General features: G+C 70.9%; 15 protein-coding genes and 1 pseudogene. 12 read left to right on the top strand and 4 right to left on the bottom strand.

Features of this window, described 5'->3' with window-relative positions; all coding sequences use genetic code 11:
• The first annotated feature begins 30 nt into the window (after positions 1-30).
• From ACI3KY_RS10720 to ACI3KY_RS10675, 10 genes and pseudogenes are all read left to right on the top strand, one after another.
• Positions 31-1,068 carry a Gfo/Idh/MocA family protein gene (locus ACI3KY_RS10720; RefSeq protein ID WP_404930158.1) on the top strand — a complete coding sequence of 346 codons (1,038 nt, stop codon included), beginning with the start codon at positions 31-33 and terminating at the stop codon, positions 1,066-1,068.
• 1 nt (position 1,069) lies between these two features.
• A pseudogene (locus ACI3KY_RS10715) lies at positions 1,070-1,636 on the top strand (NYN domain-containing protein); the annotation flags it as partial.
• Positions 1,628-2,323 (top strand): OST-HTH/LOTUS domain-containing protein, encoded by a 696-nt coding sequence (locus ACI3KY_RS10710; RefSeq protein WP_404930192.1) that lies wholly within the window; start codon positions 1,628-1,630, stop codon positions 2,321-2,323. The pseudogene ACI3KY_RS10715 and the gene ACI3KY_RS10710, both read left to right, overlap by 9 nt.
• A gap of 148 nt (positions 2,324-2,471) precedes the next feature.
• The gene (locus ACI3KY_RS10705; protein ID WP_404930157.1) at positions 2,472-3,674 is read left to right on the top strand and encodes an ROK family transcriptional regulator; all 1,203 of its coding nucleotides are present in this window, start codon (positions 2,472-2,474) and stop codon (positions 3,672-3,674) included.
• Between the two features lie 9 nt (positions 3,675-3,683).
• A complete protein-coding gene (locus tag ACI3KY_RS10700; RefSeq protein WP_404930156.1) occupies positions 3,684-4,781 on the top strand; it encodes a sugar ABC transporter substrate-binding protein in 1,098 nt (365 codons plus the stop codon).
• Between the two features lie 59 nt (positions 4,782-4,840).
• Entirely contained in the window at positions 4,841-5,764 is a 924-nt protein-coding gene (locus ACI3KY_RS10695; RefSeq protein ID WP_404930155.1) for an ATP-binding cassette domain-containing protein, read from the top strand.
• On the top strand, positions 5,761-7,008 hold the full coding sequence (locus ACI3KY_RS10690; protein ID WP_404930154.1) for a sugar ABC transporter permease: 1,248 nt from the start codon (positions 5,761-5,763) through the stop codon (positions 7,006-7,008). Before ACI3KY_RS10695 ends, ACI3KY_RS10690 begins: the two co-directional genes overlap by 4 nt.
• A 290-nt stretch (positions 7,009-7,298) precedes the next feature.
• Positions 7,299-8,381, top strand: coding sequence for a sugar ABC transporter substrate-binding protein (locus tag ACI3KY_RS10685; RefSeq protein ID WP_404930153.1), 1,083 nt, complete (start codon positions 7,299-7,301; stop codon positions 8,379-8,381).
• Positions 8,382-8,477: 96 nt separating this feature from the next.
• Positions 8,478-9,302: an ATP-binding cassette domain-containing protein gene (locus ACI3KY_RS10680; protein WP_404930152.1), complete on the top strand. Its 825-nt coding sequence runs from the start codon at positions 8,478-8,480 to the stop codon at positions 9,300-9,302.
• Positions 9,299-10,570: a sugar ABC transporter permease gene (locus ACI3KY_RS10675; protein WP_404930151.1), complete on the top strand. Its 1,272-nt coding sequence runs from the start codon at positions 9,299-9,301 to the stop codon at positions 10,568-10,570. The genes ACI3KY_RS10680 and ACI3KY_RS10675 overlap by 4 nt, the downstream gene beginning before the upstream one ends.
• Positions 10,571-10,627: 57 nt before the next feature.
• On the opposite strand, the gene ACI3KY_RS10670 is transcribed toward ACI3KY_RS10675, so the two are convergent.
• Genes ACI3KY_RS10670 through ACI3KY_RS10660 form a run of 3 tightly spaced genes read right to left on the bottom strand, consistent with a single transcriptional unit; the run spans position 10,628 to position 13,541 of the window.
• On the bottom strand, positions 10,628-11,332 hold the full coding sequence (locus tag ACI3KY_RS10670; RefSeq protein WP_404930150.1) for an NAD-dependent deacylase: 705 nt from the start codon (positions 11,330-11,332) through the stop codon (positions 10,628-10,630).
• Positions 11,329-11,949: a hypothetical protein gene (locus ACI3KY_RS10665; protein WP_404930149.1), complete on the bottom strand. Its 621-nt coding sequence runs from the start codon at positions 11,947-11,949 to the stop codon at positions 11,329-11,331. Before ACI3KY_RS10665 ends, ACI3KY_RS10670 begins: the two co-directional genes overlap by 4 nt.
• Before the next feature lie 59 nt (positions 11,950-12,008).
• The gene (locus ACI3KY_RS10660; RefSeq protein ID WP_404930148.1) at positions 12,009-13,541 is read right to left on the bottom strand and encodes a CitMHS family transporter; all 1,533 of its coding nucleotides are present in this window, start codon (positions 13,539-13,541) and stop codon (positions 12,009-12,011) included.
• A 213-nt stretch (positions 13,542-13,754) separates the two neighbouring features.
• Between ACI3KY_RS10660 and ACI3KY_RS10655 the strand changes: the two genes are divergently transcribed.
• Positions 13,755-15,404, top strand: coding sequence for an ATP-binding protein (locus tag ACI3KY_RS10655; protein ID WP_404930147.1), 1,650 nt, complete (start codon positions 13,755-13,757; stop codon positions 15,402-15,404).
• The gene (locus tag ACI3KY_RS10650) at positions 15,401-16,057 is read left to right on the top strand and encodes a response regulator (protein ID WP_404930146.1); all 657 of its coding nucleotides are present in this window, start codon (positions 15,401-15,403) and stop codon (positions 16,055-16,057) included. The genes ACI3KY_RS10655 and ACI3KY_RS10650 overlap by 4 nt, the downstream gene beginning before the upstream one ends.
• A gap of 19 nt (positions 16,058-16,076) precedes the next feature.
• On the opposite strand, the gene ACI3KY_RS10645 is transcribed toward ACI3KY_RS10650, so the two are convergent.
• Positions 16,077-17,267 (bottom strand): ATP-dependent DNA ligase (locus ACI3KY_RS10645; RefSeq protein WP_404930145.1); only part of this gene is annotated, 1,191 nt, incomplete at its 5' end.

The following is a 17,267-nucleotide window of genomic DNA, read 5'->3' as shown; positions in this document are numbered from 1 at the left end:
CGGGCGCTCTCGCGCCAGTAGCCTCGTCTCATGACCTCGACGTCCCCCTCACCGGGCCCCTCATCGGACCGGCCGCCCGCCGGGCCGTCGTCCCCCCGCTGGGGCATCCTCGGACCGGGTGGCATCGCACGGGCGTTCACGAGCGACCTGCGCACCGCCGGGCTCGACGTCGCCGCCGTCGGATCCCGCCGGCGCGAGACCGCGGATGCCTTCGCCGCCGACTTCGCCATCCCCCGTGCCCACGGCTCGTACGAGGATCTGGTCGCCGATCCCGACGTCGACATCGTCTACATCGCGACGCCGCATCCGATGCACGCCGCCAACGCCCTGCTGGCGCTGGAGGCGGGAAAGCACGTCCTCGTCGAGAAGCCGTTCACGCTGAACGCCGCCGAAGCGGCAGCGGTCCGCGACGCCGCGGCCGAACGCGGGCTGCTCGCGATGGAGGCCATGTGGACGCGGTATCTGCCGCACATGGTCCGCATCCGGGAGCTGGTCGCCTCGGGCGCGCTCGGCGAGATCCGCGCCCTCAGCGCCGACCACACCCAGCGGATCTCGAGCGATCCCGCCCATAGGCTCAACGACCTCGCACTCGGCGGCGGCGCCCTGCTCGACCTCGGGGTCTACCCCGTGTCGTTCGCGTGGGACATCCTCGGCGAGCCGCTGTCGGTCGTGGCGTCCGCCCGCCTCGGCGACACCGGAGCAGACACCGAGATCGCCACGATCATGGCGCATCAGTCGGGGGCGCTGTCCACGACACTGTCCGCCTCCCGCGCGGCCGGCCCCAATACGGCCGCGATCATCGGAACCGATGCCCGCATCGAGATCGCGCGCGTCTGGTACACCCCGACGTCGTTCCGCGTCGTCTCGCACGACGGCACGGTGCTCGAGGACTTCGTCTCCGACGTTGCCGGACGCGGGATGCAGTACCAGGCACTCGCCGCCGGCCGATACCTCGCAGAGGGACGCACCGATTCCGACGTCCTCCCGATCGACGAGACCGTCGCGATCATGGAGACGCTCGATGAGATCCGCACGCTCGTCGGCGTGCACTACCCCGGGGAGGACTGACATGCCCGATCTGCAGAACGCCCGCGTCGCGGTGTATCTCGATTTCGACAACATCGTGATGTCGTGGTACGACCGCGTCCACGGCCGCAACTCGTATTCCCGCGACCGGCAGCGCATCGCCGACAATCCCACCGATCCCGAGATCGCCGAGCGCCTCTCCGCCGCGACGATCGATGTCGGCGCGATCATCGACTTCGCGGCATCCTTCGGCACGCTGGTGCTCACCCGCGCCTATGCCGACTGGTCGGCCCCCGTCAACGCCATCTATCGCTCGCAGCTCGTCGCGCGTGCGGTCGATCTGGTGCAGCTCTTCCCCGCGGCCGCGTACGCCAAGAACGGCGCCGACATCCGCCTCGCGGTGGACGCCGTCGAAGACATGTTCCGGCTGCCCGACCTGACGCACGTCGTCATCGTCGCCGGGGACTCGGACTACGTGCCGCTCGCCCAGCGCTGCAAGCGGCTCGGCCGCTACGTGGTGGGCGTCGGCGTGGCCGGGTCGACCGCCAAGTCGCTGGCCGCCGCGTGCGACGAGTTCGAGGCGTACGACTCGCTCCCCGGGGTGCCGCGGTTCTCGCGCGAGCCGGCCAAGGCGGTCAAGGCCCCCGAGAAGGCACCCGAGAAGGCCCCCGCGAAGGCGAAGGCAGCCTCGACCCGTGGGACGAAGGCGAAGGAGACGAGCACCGCTGCCGCGGCCGCCTCCGCGCCGCGCTCCGGGGGCCGCCGCGGAGCAGGCAAGACAACGGTCACGGATGCGGCGGCGCAAGAAGCCGCGACGCCCGAGGTCGTCACGCCCGAGGCCACCGCCGCCGCCGGCGCGGACGACACCACCGTGCACGACACGACAGTGGCGACTCCGCCGCTGTCGGCGCCTGAGGTCGAAGCGGCGCTTAACGAGGCACTGGAGAGCACCGCGCCGCCCAAGCGCACGAATCGTCGCGCGTCTTCGAAGACGGTGGCGGCGAGCGCCGAGCCCGCGGCGCCCGAGCCTCCGCAGCCGGTCGAGGAGCCCGCCGAGGATCCGCAGGAGACGGCGACGCGTCTGCTGGAGCGGGCGCTGCGGCTCGGTCACGACAAGAACGACGACTCGGAGTGGCTGCACAGCTCCGCGGTCAAGACCCACATGCGGCGCATGGACCCGTCGTTCAGTGAGAAGGCGCTGGGCTATCGCTCGTTCAACGACTTCGTGAAGGCGCGCGAGTCGATCGCCGAGCTCGAAGAGACCGGGCATGAGCGGCTGGTGCGCCTGCGCGAATAGGCGCGGCGCGCACCGCCCCGCGCGCCAGGGGCCGCAGCGGCGCCCGCGCCAGCGGGCCGTCGCCGGCGGCGAATGCCGCGAACCCGCGGCCGATCTGGGAATCACCACGCCCGATCCCGCCACGGAGGGGTGGGCTACAGTGTGACCTGTGGCACGCCGTCAAGCTCCGCCGGGCTCGCAGACCTCGCTGCGCGAGGCCAATCGCGCGCGCGTCGTCGAGTCGCTCAAGCGACACGGCCGCCTCACGCAGATCGAGCTCGCCGGCAGCACCGGGCTCTCCCCCGCCACGGTCTCGAACATCGTCAAGGAGCTGACGGCGTCGGGCCTGCTCCACACCTCGTTCACCACGAGCAGCGGCCGCCGCGCCACCCTCGTGTCGCTCGCCCGTCGGCTGGGTCTCGTCGCCGGCGTCCACTACAGCTCGCGGCACCTTCACATCGCGATCGCCGACACCGCCCGGACGATCGTCACCCAGTCCTCACTCCCGCTCCCCCTCGACCACCGTCACGACTCCGAGCTCGATCGCCTCGCGCTGCTGCTCGGCGACATGATGGAGTCGCTCGGCGGATCGCTCACCGACCTCCTCGGCGTCGGCCTCGCATTGCCCGCCCCGATCGATCCGCGCACCGGCATGGTGTCGACGCCCGGCCTGCTGCGGGGATGGGAAGGCGTCGACGTCGCCGAGAGCCTCTCGATGCGCATCGGCCGCCCCGTGCACGTCGACAGCGAGGCCAATCTCGGCGGCCTCGCCGAGGCGCGCGAGGGCAACGGCCGCGCCGCCGCGTCGTCGGTCTTCATCCGCGTCGGCCACACCATCAGCGCCGGACTGGTCGTCGGCGGCGACCTGTTCCGCGGCGTCAACGGCAAGGCCGGCCAGATCGGCCACGTCACCCTCGACGAGAACGGCCCCGTCTGCCGCTGCAGCAACCGCGGATGCCTCGAGACCTACGCCGGCGGCCCCGCCCTGCTGTCGCTGTTCCCGCCGAGCGAGGGCATGCACCGTCTCGGCGACCTGCTGCACGCCGCCGAGGCCGGCGACGGCTCCGCGCGACGCGTGATCGCCGACGCGGGCCGCCACATCGGGATCGCCGCGGCGAGCCTGTGCAACCTCTTCGATCCCGAGGTCATCGTGGTGGGCGGTGAACTGGGGCAGGCCGGCGAGATCCTGATGGCGCCGATGCGCCACTCGCTCGAGCGCGCGGCGCTTCCCGCTGCCGACGGGCTGCCCGAGATCGTCGGCGCCTCCTTCGGCGAATGGGCCGAGACCCGGGGCGCCATCGCCATCGCCCTGGACCACGTGACCGTCAGCGCCCAGCTTCCGACCGCGTCCTCTCTGCCGATCACCGCATAGGCTCGTCCGATGTCCCGCACCCGACCCGATCGGCCGCGGCGCCGCCCGGGCGGGCGCCGCGCCGCGGCGGCCGGCGTCCTCCTCCTCGCTGCGGGTCTGCTCTCCGCCTGCACCGGCGATCCCGGCCCCGCGGACGTCACCCCGTCGGACGACACCATCGCGCTGCTGCTGCCCGACGCGAAGACGGCGCGTTACGAGACGTTCGACCGGCCGCTGTTCGAGGCCCGCGTGGCCGAGCTCGGCGAGTACGAGGTGCTCTACGCCAACGCCGATCAGGACGCCGCGAAGCAGCAGCAGCAGGCGGAGTCGGCCCTCACCTCGGGCGCGGGCGTGCTGGTGCTGGATCCGGTGGACGCGAACGCCGCCGTCAGCATCGTGAACTCCGCGAACGCCAAGGGGGTGCCCGTGGTCTCGTACGATCGCCTGATCGCGGGCGGCGATCTGGCGTACTACATCTCCTTCGACAACGAGAAGGTCGGCGTGCTGCAGGCGACGGCGTTCGTCGAGGGGATGCGGTCCACCGAGGACGGCAGCGGCATCCTCATGGTCAACGGCTCGCCGACCGACAGCAACGCGGCGCTGTTCAAGCGGGGCGCGCACAGCGTCATCGACCACAGCGGGCTGCGCGTGCTCGCCGAGTACGACACCCCCGGCTGGAGTCCCGAGAAGGCGCAGGAGTGGGTGTCGGGCCAGATCGCTCAGCACGGCGACGCGATCGCCGGCGTGTACGCCGCCAACGACGCCACCGCCGGTGGCGCGGTCGCAGCCCTCCGGGTCGCGAACGTGGATCCGCTGCCCATCGTGACGGGTCAGGATGCCGAGCTCTCGGCCATCCAGCGCATCCTCACGGGCGACCAGTACATGACGGTGTACAAGGCGATCAAGCCGCAGGCGGAGCTCGCCGCGGAGGTCGCTGTCAAGCTGCTGCACGGCGAAGAGGTGACCGCACCGCTGGAGATCGAGGGGACTCCGGCCACGCTGCTCGATCCCGTGGCAGTCACGATCGACGACATCATGGACACCGTGGTCGCCGACGGATTCTGGAGCGTCGACGACATCTGCACGCCGGCCTATGCCGATGCGTGCGAAGCTGCCGGCATCGGGTAGGGTCCTGACTCTGGCAGGGGCCGGCTGGGGCCGGGAAAGACGATGAGAACGGGGCGAGGATGTCGATGACGCACCCGCGGACGGGGCGGCCGCGTGAACGCGTGCTCACGATGCGCGGCATCGGCAAACGGTTCGGCGCGGTCAAGGCGCTCACCGACGTCGACTTCTGGGTGAACGAGGGAGAGGTCGTCGCGCTCGTCGGCGACAACGGCGCCGGCAAGTCGACGCTCGTCAAAGTGCTGGCCGGAGTCCACCCTCCCGACAGCGGATCCATCGAGTTCGACGGCGAAGACATCGGCATCGCGTCTCCCGCCGACGCCCAGCGGCTCGGGATCGAGACGATCTTCCAGGACCTCGCACTGTGCGACAACCTCGACGTCGTCGCGAATCTGTGGCTCGGGCGCGAGCTGCGCGACGGCGCCACGCTCGACGAGGTCGACATGGAGCAGCGCACGTGGACGCTGCTGCGAGAGCTGTCGGCCAAGATCCCGTCCGTGCGCGTGCCGGTCGCCTCGCTCTCGGGCGGTCAACGTCAGACTGTCGCGATCGCCCGCTCGCTCATCGGCGAGCCGCGTGTCGTCATCCTCGACGAGCCGACGGCGGCGCTCGGCGTCGCACAGACCGCGGAGGTGCTGAACCTCATCGAGCGTCTGCGCGAACGCGGTCACGGCGTCATCCTCATCAGCCACAACATGGCAGATGTCATGGCCGTCGCCGACCGGGTGGTGGTCCTGCGCCTCGGCCGCAACAACGGCGTGTACAACGTCGCCGATGTCACCAGCGAAACGCTCATCGCGGCGATCACCGGCGCGGTCGACCACTCGACGGCGCCGCGACGCCTGCCGGAGCGGACGGATGCCGCGCCCGCCGACCCGCGCGACACCGAGCCGACTCCCGATGAGGGCCACGGCGGCACGGTGATCCGCATGCCGCACGCGGGCTCACGTCGCACCCCGAGACCACGCGGGGATGGGAGCAGATGAGCGCGCAGGGCGACGAGCGTCTGACCGAGCCGGCCGTGGACGACCGCCTCCTGAGCCGCACCGGCATCCGTCTGGCCCTGGAGGGCTTCGTGACGCGCATCCGGGGCGGCGATCTGGGCGCGCTGCCCGTCGTCCTGGGCATCGCGGTCATCTGGACGGTGTTCCAGCTGCTCAACCCGGTGTTCCTGTCGAGCGAGAACCTCGTCAACCTCACGATGCAGTGCGCCGCCATCGGCACGATCGCGCTCGGCGTCGTCCTGGTGCTGCTCGTCGGCGAGATCGATCTGTCGGTCGGGTCGGTGTCGGGTCTCGCCGCCGCCGTCCTGGCGGTGACGTTCGTGCAGCTGCAGTGGAACCTCATCCTGTCGCTGGTGGCGGCGATCGCGGTCGGATGCCTCGTCGGTCTGCTGTACGGCTATCTCTTCACCCGCTTCGGATTGCCGAGCTTCGTCATCACCCTCGCCGGCCTGCTCGGATTCCTCGGGCTGCAGCTGTGGGTGCTCGGTGAGACGGGATCGATCGCGATCCCCTTCGACTCGTGGCTCGTGCAGTTCGCGCAGCAGATGTTCCTGCCCGCCTGGGCGTCGTACGTCGTGGCGACGCTGGCCGCGGCGGCGTTCGCGTGGTCGCTGCTGCGCCGCGCGCGACGGCGCGCCGCCGCCAATCTCGTGAGTCAGAGCACCACCGAGATCGCGGTGCGCACCGGCGTGCTCCTCGCCTTCCTGCTGGTGGCCACCTGGTACCTGAACATCTATCGCGGCGTGGGCGTGATGTTCCTGTTCTTCCTCGCCCTCATCGTCGCCATGAACTTCGTCCTCACCCGCACGCGCTGGGGGCGCGCCGTGTACGCGGTGGGCGGGTCGGTCGAGGCGGCGCGGCGCGCGGGCATCCGGGTGGACCGCATCTACCTCTCGGTGTTCGCGATGTGCTCGACGCTGGCCGCGGTGGGCGGCATCCTGGCGGCGGCGCGCCTCGCGTCGGCGAACCAGAGCTCCGGCACCGGCGATGTGAACCTCAACGCCATCGCCGCGGCCGTGATCGGCGGTACGAGCCTCTTCGGCGGGCGCGGGTCGGCGTTCTCGGCGCTCATCGGCATCGTGGTGATCCAGTCCATCTCGTCGGGCCTCACCCTCATGAACCTCGACTCGTCCGTGCAGTTCATGGTCACCGGCGTCGTGCTCGTGCTCGCGGTGATCGTCGACTCGCTCTCGCGGCGCACGCGGGCCGCCACCGGTCGCGCCTGAACGCCGGGCCCGCCGCTGGCTTCACTTGGCGAACACTCGGGGTAGCCACCCGAGACGCCCGCTAGTACGAGATGTGCATTATGTCCATTACAGCCGCAGAACATGGGCACTCTGCACGGTAAGCGCTCTCTACGCCCGCGGCTCCGCCGCATCCATCTCTCGTAAGCCCGTGCGTTGCCAAAGCGTTACGTTCAAGACTTGACGCCAAGAACGCCGGTCATCGATGATCGCATCAGCGAGAACAAACCAGGGACGATCCTGGGCTGGTTCGCTTCAACGACGAAAGGCGAATGATGAAGAAGTCTTCGATCCTCGCCGTGGCCGCCCTCACGGGCGCGGCCGCGGTGATGCTGGCCGGCTGCTCGAACGGCGGCGGCGGCAACGGCGGTTCCACGGAGGCCGGCGGCGACGGCGCGGACCGTGCATGTGTGATCCTGCCTGACGCGGCCTCATCGCCGCGCTGGGAGAACTTCGACCGCAAGTACCTCCAGGAGGGGCTGGAGGGCGCCGGTTTCGACGTCGACATCCAGAACGCGCAGGGCGACGTCAACAAGTACTCGACGATCGCCGACCAGCAGCTCACCCAGGGCTGCGGCGTCATGCTGCTCGTCGACTACCAGGGCGCGGCGGAGGCCGTCGCGACCAAGGCGAAGGCCGAAGGCATCCCCGTGATCGCCTACGACCGCCCGTTCACGGGCGCGGACTACTACGTGTCGTTCGACAACACCGAGGTCGGCCGCATGGAGGGCCAGACCGTCCTCGACGGCCTCACCGCCGCCGGCAAGGACCCCGCCAGCGCCGTCGTCGTCTACATGGGCGGCGACCCGACCGACGGCAACGCGGCGATGTTCCACGACGGCGCCGTCGAGGTGATGGAGGCCGCGGGCATCAAGGCGGCGGCCGAGCCTCCCGGGGTCTGGGACCAGGCCAAGTCGCAGACCAACTTCGAGCAGGCCCTGACGGGTCTGGGCGGCAAGGTCGACGGCGTGTGGGTCGCGAACGACACCAACGCCGCGGGCGTCATCAAGGTCCTGCAGGACAACAACCTGACCGGCGTCGCGGTGTCGGGCCAGGACGCGAACGTCGCGGGCCTGCAGAACATCCTGCTCGGCTGGCAGACCGCCACGGTCTACAAGCCGGTCAAGGACGAGGCCACGGCTGCCGTCGACACGGCCGTCGCGCTGCTGAAGGGCGAGGACGTCGACTCGCAGGCCGAGCTCGAGGACGGCACGCCCTACATCCAGGTCACGCCGATCCTCGTCGGCCCCGACAAGGTGAAGGATGTCGTCGCTGCCGGCGACGCCGACTACGACGACGTCTGCACCCCCGACGTGATGGCCGCGTGCGAGCAGTACGGAGTCACCGCCAACTAAGCCGGATCGGCTTCGGCCGAACCCGCGAGGGGGCGTCGCGCCGCTGGGCGTGGCGCCCCTTCGCGCCGGACCACGGGCTCTCCCAAGGAAGCGAGCATGTCAGACACATCCACCATCACCCCCACGGTCGGCGTCGAGCCGATCATCCAGCTGGTCGGGGTCAAGAAGTCCTTCGGCCCGGTCAGCGTCCTGAAGGGCGTGGATCTCAAGGTCCACCCCGGCAAGGTCACCGCACTCGTCGGCGACAACGGCGCCGGCAAGTCCACGCTCATCAAGGGGCTCGCCGGCGTGCAGCCCTACGACGAGGGCGAAGTCCTCATCGACGGCGTGCACCGCGACCTGCACGCGCCCCGCGACGCAGGGCACCTGGGCATCGAGGTCGTCTACCAGGACCTCGCCCTGTGCGACAACCTCGACATCGTCCAGAACATGTTCCTCGGCCGCGAGGAGCTCTCGTTCGGCACGTTCGACGAGGGCCGCATGGAGAAGGAGGCGTCCGACACGCTGCGCTCCCTCTCGGTGCGTACCGTGAAGTCGGTCCGCCAGAAGGTGTCGAGCCTGTCGGGCGGGCAGCGTCAGACGGTCGCCATCGCGCGTGCCGTGCTGAAGAAGGCCCGAGTGGTCATCCTCGACGAGCCCACGGCCGCCCTCGGCGTCGCCCAGACCGAGCAGGTGCTGAACCTCGTGAAGCGCCTGTCGGAGCAGGGCGTCGCCGTGATCCTCATCAGCCACAACCTCGCGGACGTCTTCGAGGTGGCCGACGATATCGCGGTCCTCTACCTCGGCCAGATGGTCGCGCAGATCCCGACATCCTCGACGACCCGCGACGACGTCGTGGGCTACATCACCGGCACCAAGACCCCTGCCGGTGTCTCGATCGTCGACACGTCGACCGTTCGCACCGAAGGAGGCGCGGAATGAGCAGCAATGCCACCCGGACCGAGGCCGCACCCGATCCCATCGCCAGCGACCTGATCGGCAGCGGTGTCGAGGGCGGTGTCGGCGACCAGCTCCAGGCGTGGTGGCAGCGTGTGCGCGGCGGCGACATGGGCGCCCTCCCGGCCATCGGCGGCCTCGTCGTCCTCGGGGCGCTGTTCTCGATCATGAGCCCGTTCTTCCTCACGGAGCGCAACTTCGCCAACCTGCTGAACCAGGCGGCGACGCTCGTCGTGCTCGGCATGGCGCTGGTGTTCGTCCTCCTGCTGGGTGAGATCGACCTGTCCGCCGGTGTGACCGGCGGTGTGGGCATGGCGCTATTCGTCGTGCTGAACGCCCAGTTCGGCATCCCCTGGCCGCTCGCACTCCTGATCGGATTCGGGTTCGGGTTCCTCACCGGCGCCCTCATCGGCTTCTTCGTGGCGAGAGTGGGGATTCCCTCGTTCGTCGTCACGCTGGGGTTGTTCCTCGGATTCCAGGGCCTCGCGCTCGTCATCATCGGACCCGGCGGTCTGTTCCGTCTCGAGGTGCCGGAGCTCATCGCGCTGCAGAACGGCAATCTGCCGGTCTGGGGCGGCTGGGCGATGCTGGTGATCATGCTCGCGATCTCGGGAGGCACATCGTTCTGGGACCGGACTCGCCGCGCGCGTGCCGGCGTCCCGAACCGCGCCCTCTCGATGGTGTGGATCAAGCTCGCCGCGATCGCGGTGATCGGCGGGGCGGTCGTCTACGTGCTCAACCAGAACCGCGGACAGTCCGTGGTGGAGGTCGCCGGCGTGCCGATCGTCGTGCCCGTCGTGCTGACGATCCTGTGGCTCGGCACGTTCCTGCTGGACCGCACGAAGTTCGGCCGCTACATCTACGCCATCGGCGGCAACGCCGAGGCAGCACGTCGTTCCGGCGTCAAGGTGCGGTGGATCAAGTGGTGGGCGTTCGTGATCTGCTCGAGCCTCGCGGTGTTCTCGGCGCTGCTGAGCGTCGCGCGCGTCGGCTCCGTGGACGCGACGGTCGGCCGCGACATCGTGCTGTCGGGCGTCGCGGCGGCAGTCGTCGGCGGTGTCAGCCTCTTCGGCGGCAAGGGACGCCTCATGCACGCGGCGATCGGCGCGCTCGTCATTGCGACGATCACGAACGGTCTGGGCCTGCTCAACCTGCCCGCGGGCGTCAACCTGCTGGTGACCGGCGCCGTGCTGATCCTCGCCGCGACCGTGGACGCCCTGTCGCGTGTGCGGTCGGGCGGCGGGCGGATGTAGCGCCACCCAGACGCGAAGAGCGCCGGACGGATGCCTCCGCCCGGCGCTCTTCGCCTTTCAGCGTGTGCCGTGCCGGGCGATCACCTCATCGGCCCACGCCGGTACCAGCACGCTCGCGGGCCCCGCGCGGGAATCGTCGAACGGCACCGCGGCATCGCTCGGCTCGAGGTTGAGCTCGACGGTTTGCGCGCCGAAGGCGGCCGCGAGAGCGACGTAGCCGGCGGCCGGATACACCGCGCCCGACGTGCCGATCGACACGAAGACATCGGCCGCGACGATCGCGTTCTCGATCCGCTCGAGCTCGTACGGCATCTCGCCGAACCAGACCACGTCGGGGCGCAGCATCCGCTCTCCGCATTCGGGGCAGACGGGACGATCGAGGAGGTCGGTCCGCCACTCGGGCCGGCGACCGCACGCGAGGCACAGCGCCCGGCGCAGCTCGCCGTGCATGTGGACCAGGTTGCGACTGCCGGCGCGCTCGTGAAGATCGTCGACGTTCTGCGTGACGATGAGCAGGTCGTCGCCGATCGCGCCTTCGAGTCGTGCCAATGCCCGGTGGGCCGCGTTCGGCGCGACGGCGGCGAGCGCCCGCCGCCGAGCGTCGTAGAAGGCGAGCACGGTGTCGGGGTCCCGCTCGTACGCATCGGGGGTGGCGACGTCCTCGATGCGGTGGTCCTCCCACAGCCCGTCGGTGCCGCGGAAGGTGGGCACGCCGCTCTCGGCAGAGATGCCGGCTCCGGTGAGGACGACGATCCGCGTCATCGAAGGGTTCCCGGGGCGACGTGCGAGAGCACCCGCTCCCACACCTCGGCGAGCACGAGACGGGACTCGGGGCTGGAGGTCTGCGGCACCATCTCGACGCGGGCGGACGGCAGCCCCTCGGCGAACCAGCGTGCGGCGGCGCTCGCGGCATCCGGATCGTCTCGCCCGTTCATCACCAAGGTCTTGGCGGCGATCGTGCCGAGCAGCTCCGCGACCTCGTAGCCGCCGAGCTCCGACTCGGGTCGTGGCACCGCGACGAGGGCGAGGCGGTCCACGCCCGAGCCGACGAGCGCCGCGACCCTGATGGCCAGCTCGCCGGCCGCGCCCACGCCGACGAGTCCGATGGGACGGTCCCTGCGCTCCTCGTCGACGAACCGTGAGATCCCGCGCGCGCTCGCCTCCGCGGGGGTCGTGCCCCGGTAGGCGACCGGGTCGTCGATGTCGTCCAGGGTGAGTCCGACCGCCACGATGCGCGCGTCGCGTCGGGCCGTGGTGTCGGGCAGCGGGTCCGACAGCGCCGAAGCCCCCATGCGCAGCAGGAACACGGTGCGCTCGGCGCCCGGCGCCCCGAAGCTGCGGTGCTCGAAGGCGGCGTCGGGCGCGGCTGCTCTGGTCATGGCCACAGCCTACGAGCCCGGGCCGCCCGGGCGAGCCGAAGCTCGGGGCGCCCAGCTGCTCAGGCCATCAGCGGGATCGCACCCACCAGCACACCCACGGCGAGCATCGCGAGCGCCACGACGCACGCCCGCCACAGCACCTTCTTGTGGTGGTCCCCGAGGTTGACGCTCGCCAGCGAGACCAGCAGCAGGATCGCCGGCACCAGCGGGCTCTGCAGGTGCACCGGCTGTCCGGTGATCGAGGCGCGAGCCATCTCGACCGGGGCGATGCCGAAGTGCTCGGCGCTCTGCGCCAGCACCGGCAGGATGCCGTAGTAGAACGCATCGTTCGACATGAAGAACGTGAACGGGATCGACAGGATGCCGGTGATCACGGCCAGGAACGGTCCGAGCGAGGCGGGGATCACGGTGGTGATCCACGTCGCCATCGCGTCGACCATGCCGGTGCCGTTCAGCACGCCGACGAGCACTCCGGCCGCGAGGACCATCGACACCACGCCCACGATGCTCGGCGCGTGGGCGACGATCTCGTCGGCCTGGCTCTTGAGCTTCGGGAAGTTCACGAACAGTGCGATCGCGGCGCCGACCATGAACACGTACGCGAGGGGGAAGACGTCCAGCACCAGCAGCACCATCACCACGAGGGTGAGCGCCAGGTTGACCCAGATGAGCTTCGGCCGCAGCGTCGCGCGGTTGGGGTCGAGCATCGTGTCCGCCATCGCGGTGTCTTCGCGGTCGACGACAGCCGTGGCGACGGGCAGACTGCCCCTGCCGCCGGCCACCGTCACGATGTTGCCGGTGCGCAGCGTCGCCCGGGCGCCCGGCTTCCGGTCGGCGCTGCGGAAGATGCGGGATCCGCCGAGGACTCCCCCGCCGTCCAGCCGCGACTCGTCGATGCTGCCGATGCGCTTGCGCTCCGACAGCCCGAGGAACCAGGCGAAGGACAGCGAGATGACGATGCCGGCCGCGAGCGAGGGCAGCATCGGCACGAAGATGTCGGTGGGCTGCAGGCCGAGAGCGGTCGCCGCGCGCACCGTGGGGCCGCCCCACGGCACGATGTTCAGCGTGCCGTTCATGAGGCCCGCGACGCAGGTGAGCACGACGGGGCTCATGCCGAGCCGCAGGTAGATCGGCAGCATCGCGGAGGTCGTGATGATGAAGGTCGTCGACCCGTCGCCGTCGAGCGAGACCGCACCGGCCAGCACGGCGGTGCCCAGCACGACCTTGGCCGGGTCGTCGCCGAGCAGCCGCGTGATCGCCCGGATGAGCGGGTCGAACAGGCCGACGTCGATCATGATGCCGAAGTACATGATGGCGAACATCAGCAGCGCCGCCGTCGGGGCCATGCTCCCGATCGCATCGAGGATCATGTCGCCGAGCCCGAGCCCCGCACCGGCGAACAGGCCGAACACGGTCGGCACGATGATGAGCGCGACCATCGGCGTCAGCCGGCGCGTCATGATGAGCGCCATGAAGACCAGGACCATGGTGAAGCCGAGGGCGACGAGCACGCCTTCGGACGGGACGAAGGCGGTGGCGTAGCCTTCGTCGGCCTCGGCGGCGTGGATCAGGAACGGAACTGCCGCGTTCATCTCGACTCCTTCGTCGTGTCGTGCGGGTGCGTGTGGTGCGGGTGATGGCATCGCCCGGTGGCGGTGCGTTCCCGCGAGGTTAGGCGCGGGACCCCGCTCGTCGCGCGGTACGTCGCATTCCTGCAGGTTGTGCGCGTAGCGTGTCTTCTGCGCATTGTGCTCACGTGCGTGCAAGGCCGATGGCAGCTACCGGCCCCAGCTCTTGGAGGTCGGATGCGCTTCGCGACCCGGCTGCTCCTGATGCAGCTGGCGACGGTGACCGCCGTCGTCGCCGTGTGCGCGCTCGTCTTCGGGTGGCTCGGTGTGCGCCAGCTCCGGGCGGAGTCGGAGGCGGCAGCCCTCAACATCGCACGCACGGTCGCGGAGGATCCCGACGTGAAGTCGCTGGTCGCCGAGTTCTCCGCCGACCCCGGAACACCGGATGCCACCCAGCTGCGCAGCGGTCCACTCCAGCAGATCGCCGCCGACGTCGCCGGCCGCACGGACGCGCTGTTCGTCGTCATCACCGACGATCACGGCATCCGTCTCGCGCACCCGACCGAGACGCTTCTCGGTCAGGTCGTCTCCACGCCCTTCGCCGACGTGCTCGAGGGCAACGAGGTCGTCGACTGGGAGGTGGGCACGCTCGGCGAGTCCGCCCGCGCCAAGGTGCCGGTCTATGCCGAGGACGGCGGCGCCCCCGTCGGCGAGGTCAGTGTCGGATTCGAGCGCGCGAGCGTCTTCGACGACCTGCCGGCCCTCGTCGCAACGATCGCCATCGCCGCGATCGGCGGGGTCGCCCTCGCCGCGGTGGCCACACTGCTGCTCCGACGGCGGTTCGAGCGGCTGACGCTCGGGCTCCAGCCGGAGGAGCTCGTCGCCCTCGTGCAGAATCAGGCGGCCGTGCTCGAGGGCGTCGGCGACGGCGTCGTCGCGATCGATCCCGACGGCGTCGTGCGCGTGTGCAATGAAGCGGCGGAACGGATGCTGGGGATCCAGGCTCCGGTCGGGCGCAGGTTCGACGCGCTCGCGCTGCCCGACACGGTGCTCCACGCGGTGCGAGACGGGGTCTCCGGCCTCGAGGCGGTCGTGGGCGACCGGGTGCTGTATCTCGACACCCGCCCGGTGCAGCGGGACGCACGGGCACTGGGCCAGATCGTGGTCGTGCGCGACCGCACGGACGTCGAGGCGCTCGCCGGCCGGCTCGAGACCGTGCGCGCGATGACCGAGGCGCTGCGTGTGCAGCGGCACGAGTTCGCCAATCGCCTCCACGTCGCCTCCGGCTTGATCGATGCGCGACGCGTCGACGAGGCGCGCGCGTTCCTCGGCGATCTGACCGAGCGAGGCGCCGTTGACTTCGGGGTCGCGGGACTCGAGCGCGTCCCGGACGCCTTCCTGAAGTCGCTCCTCGGAGCCACCGCCGCCACGGCCCGGGAGCGTGGCGTCACCGTCCGGATCTCCGAGGACACCCTCCTGCTGAGTGAGGTGGTCGAGGCGGAGGACGTCGCGGCGGTGCTCGGCAACCTCGTCGGCAACGCCGTCACCGCGGCGGTGGCCGGGGAACCGCCCGGCTGGGTCGAGATCGCGCTGCTCGGAGACGGCGGCGAACTCGTGATCACGGTGGCCGACTCCGGCCGCGGCATCCATCCGACGGGAGCCGACCCGTTCGCGCGCGTGGCCCCCCTCGAGGTGCCGGCCGGCGGGGCGGATGCCGTCCACGGTCACGGCTTCGGTCTCCCGCTCTCCCGCGATCTCGCACGCCGCCGCGGCGGCGATGTCTGGCTGATCGATCCGGGCGGTGCGGGCTCCGGCGCCGTGTTCGGCGCCCGGCTCCCTGGGGCGCTCCGCCCCGCCGACGAGAAGCCCGAGAGGAAGAACGCATGAGCCGTCCCATCCGCGTCCTCGTCGTCGACGACGACTTCCGCGTCGCCGGCCTGCACCGTGACATCGTCGCGTCGCGTACCGGGTTCACCGCCCTCGAGTCCGTGCAGTCGCTCGGCGCGGCACGGCAGGCCGTGCGAACGCACGCCCCCGACCTGCTGCTCGTCGACGCGTTCCTCCCCGACGGCGACGGCGTCGAGTTCGTCGCCGCGGCCGGCATCGACGCCTTCGTGCTGTCGGCGGCGACGGATGCCGCCACCGTGCGCCGCGCGCTGCAGGCGGGCGCCCTCGCATACCTGACCAAGCCCTTCGACGCCCGGGTGCTGGCCGAGCGGCTGGACCGCTACGCACGGATGCGCAACCTGCTGGTCACCGACCGGCCCCTGGAGCAGGAGCAGATCGACCGCGCCCTCGCGATCATGCACGGCGGGGCGGAGCCGGCGACCATCGCGCGCTCGGCGACGGAGCAGCGGATCCTCGAGGGGCTCGGCGACGACGAGGCATCCGCCGCGGAGATCGCCGACCGGGTGGGCATCTCTCGGGCCACGGCCCAACGCCACCTGGCCGGGCTCGCCAGCCGCGGCCTGGTCGAGGTGCGGCTGCGCTACGGGACGACGGGCCGGCCGGAGCACAGGTACGTCGCGGTCCGCCGCTGACGTCCGCGCGGCTCAGCGCTCATCCCCGCAGCAGTCCGCGCAGCGTCTCGATCGTGTCGGCTTCGTCGGCGCGTTTGTCGGGGCGATAGCCCTTCACCCGCGCGAAGCGCAGGGCGACACCGCCGGGGTAGCGCGTCGAGCGCTGTACGCCGTCGATCGCGATCTCGACCACTGTCTCGGGCCGCACGTGCACCGCGTAGGACGAGCGATGGGTCTCGATCGTCGGGAAGTACTCGGTCTGCCAGCGCAGGGTGGCGTCGGTCAGGCCCTTGAAGGTCTTCCCCACCATCACGAAGCCCCCGGGTTCGCCGAACGCCCCGTCGGGATCGCGGGCACCGAGGTGCAGATTCGAGAGCTGACCGGTGCGCCGGCCCGACCCCCACTCGACGGCGAGCACGACGAGGTCGTAGGTGAGCACGGGCTTCACTTTGAGCCAGCTCTTGCCGCGCCGCCCGGCGGCGTAGGGCGCGTCGAGCGCCTTCACCATCACGCCTTCGTGCCCCGCGGCGAGAGCCTCGCGCGAGAACTCCTCGGCGCGTGCCGCGTCGTCGGTCACGATGCCGGGCATGCGGGCGTCGCCGACCGCCTCGTCGAGCAGTGCGAGACGCGTCGCCAGCGGCTCGTCGATGAGGTCGCGGCCGTCGAGGTGCAGGATGTCGAAGAACCATGGCCGGAGCACCACCGCTGCGGCGTCGTCGGCGCCCAGGGACCCGAAGCGTGCCATGGTGTCCTGGAACGGGCGTGGCCCGCCGTCCTCGTCGAGCGACAGCGTCTCGCCGTCCAGGATCACGCGGTCGGCCGGCAGCTGCCGCACGACCTTGACGATCTCGGGCACGCGGTGCGTGATGTCGGCGAGACTCCGGGTGAACACGCGTACATCCTCGCCGTCGCGGTGCACCTGGATCCGCGCCCCGTCGAGCTTGTATTCGATGGATGCCGCGGCCCCCAGCGTCTCGAGCGCTTCGGTCGTCGAGCCGGCGGTCGAAGCGAGCATGGGCAGCACGCCGCGCCCCACCTCGAGCCCGATCGCGGCCAGATCCTCGGGCGTACCGGTGAGGGCGATCCGCGCCGTCGCGCCCAGGTCGCCCGACAGCATCGCGGCACGTCGCACGGTCGGAGCGTCACGGCCGGACGCCTTCGCGACCGCATCCAACAGCACGCCCTCGAGCGCTCCGGTGCGGAGTTCGCCGAGCATGACGCGGGCGAGGAA

This window comes from Microbacterium sp. ZW T2_14 (assembly GCF_044987405.1).
GTDB lineage: Bacteria > Actinomycetota > Actinomycetes > Actinomycetales > Microbacteriaceae > Microbacterium.
This window is presented reverse-complemented; position numbering and strand designations above follow the sequence as displayed.

What these genes read in the sequence shown, in the direction of transcription:
- ACI3KY_RS10720 (WP_404930158.1), top strand. Translation starts at nt 31, where the DNA reads ATGACCTCGACGTCCCCCTCACCGGGCCCCTCATCGGACCGGCCGCCC.
- ACI3KY_RS10700 (WP_404930156.1), top strand. Translation starts at nt 3,684, where the DNA reads ATGTCCCGCACCCGACCCGATCGGCCGCGGCGCCGCCCGGGCGGGCGC.
- ACI3KY_RS10695 (WP_404930155.1), top strand. Translation starts at nt 4,841, where the DNA reads ATGTCGATGACGCACCCGCGGACGGGGCGGCCGCGTGAACGCGTGCTC.
- ACI3KY_RS10690 (WP_404930154.1), top strand. Translation starts at nt 5,761, where the DNA reads ATGAGCGCGCAGGGCGACGAGCGTCTGACCGAGCCGGCCGTGGACGAC.
- ACI3KY_RS10685 (WP_404930153.1), top strand. Translation starts at nt 7,299, where the DNA reads ATGATGAAGAAGTCTTCGATCCTCGCCGTGGCCGCCCTCACGGGCGCG.
- ACI3KY_RS10680 (WP_404930152.1), top strand. Translation starts at nt 8,478, where the DNA reads ATGTCAGACACATCCACCATCACCCCCACGGTCGGCGTCGAGCCGATC.
- ACI3KY_RS10675 (WP_404930151.1), top strand. Translation starts at nt 9,299, where the DNA reads ATGAGCAGCAATGCCACCCGGACCGAGGCCGCACCCGATCCCATCGCC.
- ACI3KY_RS10670 (WP_404930150.1), bottom strand. Translation starts at nt 11,332, where the DNA reads ATGACGCGGATCGTCGTCCTCACCGGAGCCGGCATCTCTGCCGAGAGC.
- ACI3KY_RS10665 (WP_404930149.1), bottom strand. Translation starts at nt 11,949, where the DNA reads ATGACCAGAGCAGCCGCGCCCGACGCCGCCTTCGAGCACCGCAGCTTC.
- ACI3KY_RS10660 (WP_404930148.1), bottom strand. Translation starts at nt 13,541, where the DNA reads ATGAACGCGGCAGTTCCGTTCCTGATCCACGCCGCCGAGGCCGACGAA.
- ACI3KY_RS10655 (WP_404930147.1), top strand. Translation starts at nt 13,755, where the DNA reads ATGCGCTTCGCGACCCGGCTGCTCCTGATGCAGCTGGCGACGGTGACC.
- ACI3KY_RS10650 (WP_404930146.1), top strand. Translation starts at nt 15,401, where the DNA reads ATGAGCCGTCCCATCCGCGTCCTCGTCGTCGACGACGACTTCCGCGTC.